Raw genomic sequence first — 14219 nt, 5'->3', positions numbered from 1 at the left:
GGCCTGGTGCTCAGGCGAGCTGGCGGGTCGTCTTCCAGGTGTCGCCGCCGAGCGTGACGGCGGTCTGGGCGTTGATCTGGCCGTTGCCCTTGCCCGTGTAGCTGTGCAGCGTGCCGTTCGCCCAGATCGCCATGAGGTCGGCGACGCCGTCGCCGTTGTAGTCGCCGCTGGTCAGGTGCAGTACGGTGCCCCAGGTGTCGCCGCCGACCGTGACCGGGACCTGCGCGGCGAGGGTGGCGTCGTTGCGGCCCTGGTAGTAGTGCAGGGTGCCGTCGGTCCAGATTGCCATCAGGTCAGTAACGCCGTCTGCGTTGTAGTCGCCGGCGGTCAGGCCCTTGGTGGTGCCCCAGGTGTTGCCGCCGAGAGTGATCGGGACCTGCTGGTCGATCGTGCCGTCGCCCCTGCCGCGGTAGAGGTGCAGGGTGCCGTCCGCCCAGATGGCCATGAGGTCGGCGATGCCGTCACCGGTGAAGTCCCCGGCCGTCATGTGCTTGACGCTGTCCCAGGTGGAACCGCCCACGGTGATCGCGGTCTGGCCCGCGACGATCGTGCCGTCGCCCTTGCCGCGGTAGAGGTGCAGGGTGCCGTCGCCCCAGACGGACATGAAGTCGGCGACGCCGTCGTTGGTGAAGTCGCCCTTCACCAGGTGCTTGGCGGTGAGCCAGGACTTGTCCCCCCAGAGCTGGGTCTGGGCGTTGATCAGTCCGCCCCGGCCGTCGCCGGGGTAGGCGTGCAGGCTGCCGTCCGTCCACACGGCGGCCAGGTCGGCGATGCCGTCACCGGTGAGGTCGTCCTGGGAGTGGACGCGGGTCTCGTTCTTGACCTCGGTCTTGAACGCGGTCATCCGGGTGTAGACGCCGTAACCCTTGGAGTTGTCGCAGCCGGGTGTGAAGGAGGCGATGCCGACGAGAGTGCCGCCCACGACAAGAGGACCGCCCTCGTCACCGCTGCAGAAGGTGTCGGGCACAGTGACGGAACCTGCGCATACAGCAGTCGTCATGTCGAGCGAAATGCCGGGCTTCGACGGGTCGGGCTGGTACTGGGCTGTGCAGGTGGCGTCGGCGACCATGGGTACCGGAGCGCTGCGCAGGTAGGCGCTACCGTCAGGGTCGCCGGGGTAGGTGCCGCCCCAGCCGTAGACGGTGCCGTACGTGCCAGGCGTGTAGACGGCGGCGCTGCTGGCGATGGGCAGTGGTGTGATGGACAGCGGCTTGTGCAGGCTGAGCAGAGCCAGGTCGTTGGTGTAGGAGCCGTCGCCCACATTCTTGTAGGCGGGCTGATTCCACTTCTTCGTGACGAAACGCTCGTCGCCGGTGTCCTGCTGGAGGTTGGTGCGACCCGAGATGACCTTCAGGTCACCGGCCGTCCGGAGCTCGACGCAGTGAGCCGCCGTGGCGACATGACTCGGACTGACGAGAACACCGCCGCAGCGGAACGCGTACCCGGTGCCGACCTTCTCGTAGACCGCCACCATCCAGGGCGCCTGGGCGATGTCCGCGGGCGTCCCGCCGATGATGTACGGCGTGACGGCGGGGCCGTCGTCGGCTGTGGCCGGGCCCGCTGCCGCGGTTGCGCCGATGACTGCGAGAAGAGCGCCAGCGAGGCCTGAGATAAACCGTCGCCCCGTTCTCCGGTGCGAATTCATACCCATGTGATGCTCCAGCTTGAAAACCAGGCAAAAGCGGTTCCACGCGGGGAAGGGTAAGCACACCGAATTCGACGAATCCCGAAATGGAAACGGGCGCCGTCATGGGCGTGAAGGTGATCCCCCCCGACTCCTGTGGGCCCCCCAGCTTGGCAGAGTCGATTGATCGACTCAATGTAAGTACAGGCCAGAGGGATGTCAACTCATTTTCTGTCGCAACGTCAGGTGTGCCGTGATCTGGGTCACTCCGCTGACCTTCCGGTTTGTCCAATTCATGACCAAAGATCAGGGGGGAAGATCGGTTAAGGCGGAGCAAAAAGGGCTCGGCGCATAAATTCCATTCCCTGGTCGAGCTCTTTTCAGGCGTGCATTCCGCTGATATATCTCGTTCCTTCCTGCGCCTGAAGTAGGCGCGTGGGGGGATTGAGAGAAGAAGTGAAGAACCCAAGTCGCCGCCTCGGAAAGCGAATCCGCGGGCGCGTGTTCCAGCGCCGCCTGAAGCTGGTCGCCGGGGCCACGGTGCTTGCCTTCGCGGTGTCGCTGACGCCCGCGGACACCTTCCGGTCCCAGCCGACCGACGACGCGCGGGCCGTCGGCGGCTCGACCGAGGCGATCACCGCCGGCCACGCCCCGAAACCGCTGGCCGCCCTCGAAGCGCTGCCCACCGCGCCCACGAGCGCCGCCCCCGCCTGGCCGCAGACCAGAACCACAACGCTCACCCCACACTCAGGGCAAAAGGCAACCGCGGCCGACCCGGTGACGGTGACCCCCCTCGGGGCCGCGGCTCCTGGGAAGGTGCGTGTCAGCACGCTGGACCACGCCAGTGCGCGCCGGCTCGGCGCGGGCGGCATCGCCTTCACCCTCACCCCCGACGAAGCCGCCGCCCCGCACCCCGGTGACGCGCCGTCGGCCACCACAGCCGATAAGACCGCGTCCGGGCGCGCTGCTTCCACGTCGAAGCCTGCTCCCGACGAGCGGCGGCAGACACGCGTCCATGTGAACTACACCGGGGTCAAGGGCGCTGCCGGAGCGAACTTCTCCGACCGTGTCCGCCTGGTCCGCTATCCCGCGTGTGTGCTGACCCGGCCGAACGACGCCAAGTGCACCAAGGCCGAACCGGTGGCCACCCGCAACGACCGGCGCGCCGGGGAACTGACCGCCGACGTCCCCCTCACCTCCGCAGTCCCGTCCGGGACGCCCTCGGCCTCACGGGCCGCCGCGGCACCCGCCGTCTACGCGCTGTCCGCCGGCGCCTCCGGCGACACCGGCTCCTTCAAGGCCACCGCCCTGCCTGCCGCGGGTTCCTGGCAGGCAGGTGGGAACACCGGAAACTTCTCCTACTCCTACCCTCTCACTCTCCCCGACGTTCCCGGCGGATCCGACCCGGCCCTCGGCCTGTCGTACTCCTCCCAGGCCGTCGACGGCCGCACGTCCGCCAGCAACAACCAGGCTTCCGCGATCGGCACCGGCTGGGAGATCGGCCAGAGCTACATCGAACGCCGCTACCAGTCCTGCAGCGAGCAGGGCGAGCCCACCTGGGGCGACCTGTGCTGGGCCAGCGACAACGCCACCATCTCCCTCAACGGCGTCTCCGGCGAGCTCATCAGGGTCGACAAGAACAACTGGCGCCTCAAGAGCGACCAGGGCTGGAAGATCGAGCGCTGGAACGACGAAGCCAACGGTGACGAGAACGGCGAGCACTGGATCGTCTCCACTCCCGAGGGCACCCGCTACTACTTCGGCCTCGCCGCCCAGCCCACCACGGGCACGGCCACCAACTCCACCTGGACCGTTCCCGTCTACGGCAAGAAGGCCGGCAGCCCCTGCGAAGGCACCTTCTGCAACCAGGCCTGGCGCTGGAACCTCGCCCTGGTCAAGGACCGCCACGACACCGAGGCGACGTACTTCTACGGCAAGGACACCAACCGCTACCACCAGAAGGGCGGCACCGCCCCCACCGTCTCCTACGACCGCGGCGGCTACCTCAAGAGCATCGAGTACGGCCACCGCCCGAAAGCCGAGGCCACCAAGGCCCCGGGACGTGTCGCCTTCACCTACGCCTACCGCTGCACGGCACTGGACGACACCTGCGCCGCCCCCGCCGCGAGCAGCACCGCCGCCTCCTACCCCGACGTGCCCGTCGACCTGATCTGCACGGCGACGTCCTGCCCGGACAAATTCCAGCCGGCGTTCTTCGACACCCGCTTCCTGACCCGCGTCGACGCCCAGGTCGCCGACCGCGACCCGGCCAAGGCCCACCGCACCGTGGACGCGTACACCTTCGTCCACCAGTTCCCGGCCACCGGGGAAACCAACTTCGACCCCAGCCTGTGGCTGTCGAAGATCACACGCACCGGCTACGCCGCCAACGGCACCACACTGGCGCTGCGACCGACGGACTTCAACGGCACCCTCCTGCCCAACCGCGTCGACCCGCCGGCCGGCAGCCCGAAGATGAACTCCTGGCGGATCGGCACCGTCACCAACGAACTCGGCGGACGCACCCGGGTGACCTACGGCCTCGACGCCAACGGCGACGGCCAGGCCACCGAAGGCTGCACCCCCGCCACCCTGCCGGCCGACGAGTCCACCAACACCCGCCTGTGCTACAAGGTCCGCTACGTGCCCGCCGGCGGCACCGAGACCACCGGCTGGTTCCACAAGTACCTGACCCTCAAGGTCACCGCTCAGGACGGCGCCAACCTCACCCCCGAAAAGCCGGTCACCTACCAGTACCTCGGCGGCGCGGCCTGGCACTGGAGCGACGACGAGCTCACTCCGGTGGCCAAGCAGTCCTGGTCCGACTGGCGCGGCTACCCCGAAGTCATCGTCAAGGCCGGCACCGGCACCTCCCCAGCTGTCTCCCGCAGTCGCTACCACCGCGGCATGAACGGTGACCGCACCGCGGCGGGCGGAACCAAGAGTGTCAAGGTCGCGGCGGACTCCTTCGCCGACCTCTACCCGGCCGAGGACCTCACCGACCACGAGTACCTCGCCGGCCAGGTCCGCACCACCGAAGACCTCACCAGCGACGGCGCCACCATCCTGAAGGCCACGAAGACCCAGCACTGGTACAAGCGGCTCGTCGACGGCGCCGGAGACCACGACTCCTACTTCATCCGCCCCCAGACCACCACCAGCAAGGCCCGCACCGCCGCGGGCGGATACCGCACCACCCGCAACACCACCACCTACAACGGCACCTGGGGCATGCCGGAAAAAGTCCTCGACGAAGGCGACCTCGCCATCGGCACGGACGCCAAGTGCACGGTGACCAGCTTCGCCGTCAACAACACCACCCCCAAGTTCCTGCTGGTCACTCCCTACCGCGTCGAACTCCGCAACGTCACCGGCACCACCTGCGGCACCACGGTCCACTCACGCAGCGACAGCTACTACGACAACAAGCACGCGGTCACCGACCTGGGAGCACCCGCCACCCAGGGAGACGTGACCCGCGTCGACGTCTGGTTCAACGCAGAGACCTCCTCCCGCGCCTACACCACGTATGACGAGTACGGCCGCGGCCTGAACGCCGCCGACCCCGAGGGCGCCACCACCTACACCCGCTACACCCCGCCCACCGGCAACCCCGCGCAGATCAGCGTCACCAACGCCAAGGGACACACGACCGACACCGACCTGGACCCGCTGCGCGGGAATCCTGTCAAGGTCGTCGACAGCAACGGCGGCACCACGACCACCGTGTACGACGCCCTCGGCCGGGTCACCGAAGCCCGCCTGCCCGGCGATCCCACCACCGCCGAGTACCCGCCCAGCTACGCGTTCGAGTACCAGATGGCGGCCAACACCGCCTCCCGCATCACCACCCGCCAGCTCCTCGGCTTCAAGACGAAGGACGGCTCCGCCCAGCCGTACTTCTCCACCTCCTACGCCTACCTGGACACCCTCGGCAACACCGTCGAGACCCAGACCCCCTCACCGCTCGGCGGACGCATCGTCAGCACAGGCACCTATGACGACCAGGGCCGGGGCGTCACCTCCTCCGGCCCCCTCTACGTGACGGGCGCGGCAGGCAGCGGACTCGCCTCGCCCCCCGCCGCGCAGTGGCCCTCCGAGACCCGCACCATCTACGACTCCCTCGGCCAGGCCACCGAAAGCGCCCTGTACTCCAAGGGCGTCTTCAAGTGGAAGACCACCACCGCTTACGCAGCCGACCAGACCACCGTCACCCCGCCGACCGGCGGTGCCGGCACCACCTACGTCAACGCCCTGGGGCAGGTCACCAAGTCGATCGCCCAGGTGGCCGCGGGAAAGACCGCCACCACCACCTTCGCGTACAACATCCGGGGCGAAGCGGTCTCCAAGAAGGACGAGAACCTCAACGTCACCTCCAGTTACCTCTACGACTGGCAAGGACGCCTGCTCGAGACCAACGACCCAGACCGCGGCCGGCAGTGGTTCGCCTACGACCTCGCGGGCCGCCTGAAGTCCAGCACGGACGCCGAACTGCGCGAGACCGTCTACAACTACGACGAACTCGGCCGCCCCATCGACATCCGCCGCATCAGCGGCGGCACCCAGGCACCCGTCGCAGCTTTCACCTACGACACGCTGCCGAACGGCCTGGGCAAGCCGGTGCAATCCACCCGCTTCCACAACGGACGCGCGTACACCACCAGGACCCTCGGCTACGACGAGCACGGGCGCCCCACCGGCAAGCAGACCGTTGTCCCGGCCGAGGAAGGCGCCCTCGCCGGCACCTACTCCTACTCCTACGAGTACACCAACGGCGGCGCACCGACCTCGATCGTCTACCCGGCCGCCGGAGGTCTCCCCGAAGAGCGGGTCAACACCGCCTACGACGACCTCGGCTTCGTCACCGGAGTCTCCAGCCCCCTCGCCGACTACACCTCGGCCCTCGTCTACGACGGCCTCGGACGGCTCACCACCCGCACCGCCGGCAGCGGCGAGCGCCGCGTCGACCGCGGCTACATCTACGACGAAGTCACCGGCCGCCTGACCAACATGAATGCCGTCTCCTACGGCGCCCGCGTCCAGGACCTCAACTACCGCTACGACCAGGTCGGCAACGTTCTCGCGGTCAACGATGCCCTCACCGCCCAGCAGCAGTGCTACGGCTACGACCTCGGCCACCGCATGACCCGTGCCTGGACCCAGATGTGGTCCAACGGCGGCACCGGCTGCACCCAGCCGAGCGCATGGGGCCCGGCACCCTACGACGAGCAGTACACCTACGACGAGTCCGGCCGGATCCTGAACACCACCAAGGACGGCATCACCACCGCCCACTCCTACGGACCCACCGGCGACACCGCAGCCCACTCGCACGCACCCGTCAAGGTCGGCGGCACGACCTACCTCTACAACAAGGCAGGCCAGCTCGACAGTCGTACCACCGACGGCAAGACCGACACCTTCACCTGGGAATTCGAGCAGCTCACCAAGATCGCCACAGCCGACGGCAAGGAAACCTCCTTCGTCTACGGCCCCGACGGACAGCGCCTGATCCGCAACGAACCCACCGGCTCGACGCTCTACCTCGACGGCATGGAGGTCACCACCTCCACCACCGGCACCAAAGCGACCCGCTACTACGACGGCGGCGTCGTCCGCACCAGCACAGGCGCCGGCACCAGTACCACCAACGTCCTGGTCAGCGACGCCCAAGGCACCGCCTCCGTCGCCGTCGACCAGACCACCGGCGCCGTCACCCGCCAGCGCTACACCCCCTTCGGAGCACCCCGCGACGGCGAGAACCAGCTCGAAGAGACCACCGACCGAGACTTCCTCGGCCAGCCAAGAGACGACTCCACCGGCCTCATCGCCACCGGAGCCCGCTACTACGACCCGGCCATCGCCTCCTTCATCTCGGTCGACCCGCTGCTCGACAAGACCGGCGACGCCTACGGCTACGGCAACAACAACCCCGCCACCTTCTCCGACCCCACCGGCCTCGCGCCCGACGACTGCAGCCTCATCGGTGTCAGCTGCAAGCCCACCGGAAACGGCGGCTTCGACGTCAACTACAACGACGAGTACTACTCCAAGCGGGGCATGGCCAAGCCCAGCGAGACCAAGGCGGAGAAAAAGGCCCGAGAGGCCCGGGACAACAAGGAGGCCGCCCACCGGAAGGTGGAGGCGATCAAGAAAGAGATCGTCAACATCATCGGCGATCTCATCGGCTACAACGACGCCCGCGACTGCTTCACCAAGGGCGACGTCTGGGCCTGCATCAACACAGCCCTCAACTTCGTCCCCTGGGGCAAACTCTTCAAAATAGCCAAGGCCGGCTACAAAGCCTGGAAGGCGTGGGGCCGCCTCTCCGAGGCCTGGGGCGACATCCGAGCGGCCGACAAGGCCCTCGCAGCGGCGGACGAAGCCGTGGCGGCCGAACGCCAGGCCGCGAAACTCGCGGACGAGGCAGCCGAGGCGAAGGCCCCGGACGAGGCCCTGGAAGGCATCACCTGCAAGAACAGCTTCACTCCAGGAACACCTGTCCTGATGGCCGACGGCACGACCAAACCCATCGAGGAGATCACCAACGGCGACGAGGTCCTGGCCACCGACCCCAAAACCGACACCTCGAAGTCGGAAGAGGTCGTCCACACCATCATCGGTTCCGGCGAGAAGCACCTGGTCGAACTGACCGTGAACCTCGACGGTTCCACCGGCACCAAGACCGGCAAGATCACCGCGACCCACAACCACCCCTTCTGGGTGGTGAACACCGGCCGCTGGACCGACGCCACCGCCCTTGAACCGGGCGATACCCTGCGTACCTCGGCCGGCACCTACGTCCAGGTCACGGCGATTGCCCGCTGGACCCAGCAGGCCAAGGTCCACAACCTCACGGTCAACAACCTCCACACGTACTATGTGCTGGCAGGAGCGACGCCGGTACTCGTTCACAACTGCGGCGGCAATAGTGCCCCCTTCGAGAATGACGTGGAAGGGCAATACAACCTCGCCGACGAGCTGGATGCAGCAGAAGCGCGGGGAGTACGTTCGGTCAGCCCGGGGCAGGCCGGTTGGGAGGAGGCACTCAACTCGGGTGTTGTGAAATGGGTTGTCGACACGAACGAAGTGCTTCATGTGGTGCCTGCGACCGATGATGCAATCAAACACAGCATCATGACCAGAGGCGCTCCAGTGCTTGCGGCGGGCGAGGCAGACGTGGCCGGCGCGGGTGGAATGTTCTTCGGGCTTCGAATCTCAAATCAGAGCGGTCACTATCTCCCCTGTAGATGCAGCATCAATCTAGGGATTGAAAAATTCCGACAGGCTGGGATCGACTTCTCCCCCGGGAGCGTGGAACTTGTTGGGCCCTAGCGATGAGGACATCCGTCATCTGGTGGAATTGGGGGAGGAGGCGCGACGGGGCTGGTTGTTGACCTGTCAGCCAGCCGATCCGGATGACCGTTTCTACTGGTGGGAGACGCTCGTGGAGGTCTCCCTGGATCGGGTGCGCAGCAGCACACTGTCGACCTCGATGCGGCGCAAGTATTCGTTGTTGGCCGCACAAGCGACGAGGGAAGCCGTGAAGCTGCAGGTAATGCCCTCTTGGAAGGGGTGCATGCGACTTGCATTCCTGGTTTCTGAGTACGGACGCTACCCGGGCAGTGACGTTCAGGAAATTTTGCACCCGGATCAAGTAGTAGAGGATGCGCTTCGGGCGATTGGGAAATCGCCCGAAGAGGTCGTCAGGGTCGCGGACAATTGGCCAACGCGACCTATTGATGAGATAGCCGAGTTGCGGAGGGTGAAGAATATTGTTCACGCCTTGAGTGCAATGCGGTCACACGTTCTTGATCCCAAGCTGCGTGCAACCATCTCGCGGTGGCTAGACATCTGCGAAAGGCTGCCGTAAGTGGTGTGGGAACGCTAATGTTCTAGCCTTGAGCGCGCAGATTCATCTATCAATCGCCTGCGAGCCAGGCAAATACCTGAACCCCCTTCCCAGAGCATGGGTGAGGGGGTTCAGGGCTTCATGACGGCAACGATGACGGCAACGTCAGCGGATGGCTGCGGCGGTGGGTGGGGCGTCAGGGTCGTTGCCGGTAGGGCTGAGGGCGTCGCCCAGGGTGCCGATGGCCTGGCGTTGGAGGCTGAGCCGTACGTGGGCGTAGACGCCGGCTGTGACGCCGATGTGGGCGTGGCCGAGGAGCTCCTTGATGACGACGAGGTCCACGCCCTGTTCCAGGAGCAGGGTTGCGGTTGAGTGTCGGAGGTCGTGGAAGCGGATGCGCCGGAGGCCAGCTCGGTCGAGGAAGCTGCGGAAGCGGCGGGTGAGGCTAGCAGGGTCGAGAGGGCCGCCAGTCGGCGTGGTGAAGACGAGTCCGCTGTCCCTCCAGGCTGACCGTGCCGTCTCGCGCTCCTTGTCCTGCTGTTCCTTGTGTTCCCTGATGGAGTGGATACATTCGGTCGCAAGCGCGATGCGGCGCTCGGATGCCCGGGTCTTGGTGGGTAGGTGGGTGAGGCCGCCGGTGCTGGTGCGCTGGAGCGAGCGCCGGATGCTGGCCGTTCCGGTGGTGAGGTCGAGGTCTTCCCCGTGGAGGCCCAGGAGTTCGCCCTTGCGGAGCCCGGTACGCAGGGCGAGTTCGTACAGCGCGTGGAGCCGGTCGGTGCGAGCTGCGTCGAGGAACCGGCGGGCCTCGGCCGCCGTGAGCGGCCGGAAGCGCTTGGGCCGGGGTGCGCTGGTCTTGACGTTACGGGCGACGTTGCGGGGCAGCTCGTCCTCTCGGACGGCGTGTTCCAAGGCGGACTTGAGGACCGAGTGCACGTACGTCACCGTCGAAGGGGACAACTGCTTCTGGCAGCAGTCGCTGATGGCGCAGCATGCCTGTTGTTCGGCGTCCAGGCCCTGGGTGCAGCACTGGCAGGTGGTCCGGAGTCGGTCGAGGAAGGTTCGGACGTCCTTGGTGGTGAGGCGGGCGATCTTCTTGGTGCCGAGGTTGGGGATGAGGTGCAGGCGGATGCAGGTGGCGTAGCGGGTGTGGGTGTTCTCGCGGAGCCGATGGACGGCGACGCTGCCGAGCCAGTAGGTGAGGTAGTCGCCGACGGTGCTGTCGGCGGTGGCGACGGGGAGGCCGCGGTTGCTGTCGGCGATCTTCTCGGTGAGTTTGTCGGCCGCCTCTCTCCGCGTGCTTCCGTAGACGCGGACTCGTTTGTGGGTGCCGTCGGCGGCGAGGACGTAGCCGGCGGCTTCCCAGCGGCCGTCCTTGCGCCGGTAGATGGTGCCCTCGCCGTTGGCGCGGGCCTTCTTGCGCTTGGGAGCGGTCATCAGGCGGCCTCTTCCAGGTGGCGCTGGACGTAGTCAGTTGAGACGTCGAACACCTCTCTCAACGGCACAGGAGCCTCGTGCGTTGTGGGACGTCTGCCCGTCACCCGATCAGTGGCCGCCCTGAAAGAGCTCACTGTCCCCGGGCGCGCCAACCTTGTGACGGTTCCAGGAAACGGACCTTGTCCAAGGCAGACCCTGGGCGGCGCAGCTACCGTTCTCCGGGTCGCCCTTGAAATTCCGCCAACTGTGAGGGCGACCCGGAGAAGACCTTCTACAAGCTGGCTTTGTTCACGACTTCGGGCTCTGGTCCAACTTCTGTGGTGTGCCTCCCCCCGTGACTGCTGGCCTTGCTGGTAGGTCTGATGAGATCGTCCGGCTGGGCTCCCCGGCGTGAGGGCGGCGCTCCGGTCGTTGGCCGGGGCTATGGCCGGTCGGCCGGAGCCGGCTTGATGCCATCGCCGCAGAGCAGGTCCCGCTCGTAATGGACGAAGCGGTCGGCCGGGACGAAGGTGTCATAGAGGTGGCGGGCGGGGTTGTCGTGCGCGGTGAGCCAGTGCACGCGCGCCCAACCGTGGACGGTGGCGAGGTCGAAGAGGTCCTGGAGGAGCAGGCGGCCCGCCCCGAGCCCGCGGTAGGCGGGGTCCACGAAGAGGTCCTCCAGGTAGCAGACTTGACCGGTGAGCCATGTGCTGTGGTGGAGCACGCTGTTAGTGATGCCGATGACTGTGCCGTCGTGCTCGGCGACGCGGCCCAGCAGCGGCTGGTCCGGATGGAGGAGCCGTCGCCAGGTGGAGTCGGTGACCGCTGAGGGCACGGTGGACTCGTAGAAGTCGAGGTAGCCGGCCCACAGTCTGCGCCAGTCCTTCTCGTCAGCCGAGACGAGGTCACGGATGGTGATCGTAGGGGTTTCGGACATCCGGGCTCCAGGTGAAAGTGGTCGGGGCGCTCGTGGGCGGGCGAGCCGTGGTGACGGCCGGTACAGCGAGAGTCTCGCTCAGGTCCTCCACCCCGCTCCACTTGGGGCAGTGACTGATGAAGGCGGCCGCGCCGCCTACGGCAAGGCCTGATCGTCACTCAGTGGTTTCACAGAAGTTGGACCAGAACCCTACGACGTGAACAGAGCCAACAAGCCGCCCGCATTGTCGTGAGTGGTCAGATACCGCCCACTCGGGCTTTGGCGTACCAATCCGGGACATGGCCATCGGCCAATGTCATGATGTGGAGGACCAGGGAAAGCATGTCCGGACGCGCATTGGAGACGGCGGCACGGATTTCGTCCAGGACTCGGGCGAATTGGACGGATCCGAGAGGCACGTTCCAGGTGTCCTGCCGGTTGAAGGGGTAGTCCTCCAGACCTTGGTGCTGGTGGACCACCCGCAGGTCGAAGGCGAGCTCTCCCGCATCATTGAATTCGTCGGCCAGGCACAGCGCGAACGAAAACCTCACCGCGACCCTGCCGTCCTGATCTGGCGAGGTGAACAGTGCACCGCGTTGATGTGCCCACTGGGACATTACCATCGGCAGCAGACGCGTCGCGTCAGTCGGTTCGGGCTGCGACTCGTAGTAACGGAACCTGCCCTGGAGCATTCCGTGGACTGCGCCCCACAGATCCTGGAAGAGAGCTTCGAGCTCACCAACGATCTGGTCGAGGAAGTCCTGGCGCTTGAAGCCCATCTACTGGGTCTCGTACGACGCAGTGGTCAGGACGGCGAGGCGGTCCTGCATCTCGGTGATCGATGCACCCTCGCGCAACTCGGGTGGCTCGGCCAGGCAGGCGCGGATCTCCTTCGCGAACTCGGCCATCGTCGGCCGGTCCGTCGGGCGGAGCAGGGTGCAGCGCTGCATCAACCGGTCCAGCTCGCCCGCCCACGGCAGCGTGATGTGTCCTTGGAGGCTGTACTCGCCGCCGAGTCGGTATTCCCCTGGTAGCGGCCAGCGGGTCCGGCGCAGCAGCACCCACATCGTCTTCGCCAGTGACCAGACGTCTGCCGGGCCGCCGTCGACGTGCTTGCCGGGCTCGAGCATCTCGGGAGCGTGGAAGTTCACCGGACCGAGTTTCGCCGCCGAGCTGGTGATGTCGCTCTTGCCCGGGAAGCTGACCAGGCCGAAATCGCCGATCTCCCACCGGCCATCACGCTCGAACAGGTTCGACGGCTTGATGTCGCGGTGGTGGACACCCTGCTGTGCCAGGGTGGCTAGCGTCTCAGCGTAGACGGCGACGGCCTCCAGCATCGTCTCCTCGGCCGGGGTATCACCGAGGGCCTCATCCAGCGGGACGGCCAAGGGCATGACGTACCAGCAGATCCCCCGAGTGTCCTCGGGCACGTGCGAGTCGACGAGCGGCACGATCCCCTTACCGGTGTAGCGGCGCAGAAACGTGATCTCGTCGGCGAACCTCTGGCGCCGGTCCTTCAGTGGCCTGCCGAGGCCAAACATCTTGATCGCATACCGGCCGTTGTCACCCTTGCGGCATGCTTCCCAGACCTCGCCGTTGCCGCCCCTGCCGAGGTAGCCGCGGCCGACCAGGGCCCACTCGCCCAGCCTGGCACCCTCCTGCGGCCTCCAGGCTCTGCCGTCGACCTTTCCCATGGTGTCTTCCGTTCTCACGTCGAACTTGTCCCACCGTATTCTCTGCAGCTTCGCCAGCGACCGCGACGGCTTCCCCTCAACTCCTTCCGACAGTTTCGCGCCCTTGCCGGCGGAGTTCCCATGGGCCGCCTAATACTCCAGCCGTAGATTGTGATCTTCATGTCCGTGCCGGGCTGGTCGCCGGTAGCCTGCACGCGTGGGTGAGATCTGGGACGAACGGCGGCTGGTCGCGGACGGATTCGAGCATGTATATGCCGAGTTGGAGTGGTACGACGGTCCTCGCGACGGGCTTGTCTACGTCGATGGGGTGCCTCACTACTTCCAGTGCCACGACGTGGACTTCTCCGTTGCACCAGATGAGTACTTCGTGTGGCCAGCGGACGAGACCTTGGTCGCGCTGGAGCGTGAACAGTGGGCGATTTTCGTCGCGTGGAACGACTGCTACGAAGCGGGAACCGCCGGGATCGACCGCCATCCTGGTCATGGAGGTATCGACCCCCGGTATGACGAGCTGACGGCACAGCTCACCCCACACCGCCAAGCGCCGGCAGATGCGAAGCTGCTGGTTGCCGAGTGGCGGTTCGACGGTGGGGGCCGCTACCGGGTCGACGGGGTCGACTACTGGGTTCGATGGCGCGAACGAGGATGAGGCTGCGCTTGATCATTTCCTGTTGTGTGGACAATCAATGATCAAGCGCGAGCCTCGGCGCCCAGCGTAGA

General features: G+C 66.5%; 7 protein-coding genes. 2 read left to right on the top strand and 5 right to left on the bottom strand.

The features are described from left to right. Window positions 1-10: 10 nt before the first annotated feature. Window positions 11-1645, bottom strand: coding sequence for a trypsin-like serine protease (locus tag ACWGSR_RS22415; protein ID WP_453568472.1), 1635 nt, complete (start codon window positions 1643-1645; stop codon window positions 11-13). A 480-nt stretch (window positions 1646-2125) separates the two neighbouring features. Here ACWGSR_RS22415 and ACWGSR_RS22410 point away from each other — a divergent pair, with 480 nt between their 5' ends. Continuing rightward, the gene (locus ACWGSR_RS22410; protein WP_453568415.1) at window positions 2126-8959 is read left to right on the top strand and encodes an RHS repeat-associated core domain-containing protein; all 6834 of its coding nucleotides are present in this window, start codon (window positions 2126-2128) and stop codon (window positions 8957-8959) included. A 682-nt stretch (window positions 8960-9641) separates the two neighbouring features. Here the strand turns inward: ACWGSR_RS22410 and ACWGSR_RS22405 are convergent. The 4 genes from ACWGSR_RS22405 to ACWGSR_RS22390 all read right to left on the bottom strand — a co-directional run bounded on the left by ACWGSR_RS22405 (window position 9642) and on the right by ACWGSR_RS22390 (window position 13499). Next, entirely contained in the window at window positions 9642-10910 is a 1269-nt protein-coding gene (locus ACWGSR_RS22405) for a tyrosine-type recombinase/integrase (protein WP_453568413.1), read from the bottom strand. Window positions 10911-11331: 421 nt separating this feature from the next. Beyond that, entirely contained in the window at window positions 11332-11826 is a 495-nt protein-coding gene (locus ACWGSR_RS22400; protein WP_453568412.1) for an N-acetyltransferase family protein, read from the bottom strand. 236 nt (window positions 11827-12062) lie between these two features. Then, entirely contained in the window at window positions 12063-12584 is a 522-nt protein-coding gene (locus tag ACWGSR_RS22395; RefSeq protein WP_453568410.1) for a hypothetical protein, read from the bottom strand. After that, complete coding sequence (locus tag ACWGSR_RS22390; protein ID WP_453568408.1) at window positions 12585-13499, bottom strand: protein kinase domain-containing protein; 915 nt, start codon at window positions 13497-13499, stop codon at window positions 12585-12587. A gap of 196 nt (window positions 13500-13695) precedes the next feature. Here ACWGSR_RS22390 and ACWGSR_RS22385 point away from each other — a divergent pair, with 196 nt between their 5' ends. Continuing rightward, window positions 13696-14148 (top strand): hypothetical protein, encoded by a 453-nt coding sequence (locus ACWGSR_RS22385; RefSeq protein WP_453568406.1) that lies wholly within the window; start codon window positions 13696-13698, stop codon window positions 14146-14148. The last annotated feature ends 71 nt before the right edge of the window (window positions 14149-14219 follow it).

The organism is Streptomyces sp. NPDC055632 (assembly GCF_053618675.1).
The sequence above is the reverse complement of the archived record's forward strand: the minus strand, read 5'-3'. Positions and strand labels throughout refer to the sequence as shown.

Coding starts and splice junctions, on each gene's coding strand:
- ACWGSR_RS22415 (WP_453568472.1), bottom strand. CDS start 1,645: ATGAATTCGCACCGGAGAACGGGGCGACGGTTTATCTCAGGCCTCGCT.
- ACWGSR_RS22405 (WP_453568413.1), bottom strand. CDS start 10,910: ATGACCGCTCCCAAGCGCAAGAAGGCCCGCGCCAACGGCGAGGGCACC.
- ACWGSR_RS22400 (WP_453568412.1), bottom strand. CDS start 11,826: ATGTCCGAAACCCCTACGATCACCATCCGTGACCTCGTCTCGGCTGAC.
- ACWGSR_RS22395 (WP_453568410.1), bottom strand. CDS start 12,584: ATGGGCTTCAAGCGCCAGGACTTCCTCGACCAGATCGTTGGTGAGCTC.
- ACWGSR_RS22390 (WP_453568408.1), bottom strand. CDS start 13,499: ATGGGAAAGGTCGACGGCAGAGCCTGGAGGCCGCAGGAGGGTGCCAGG.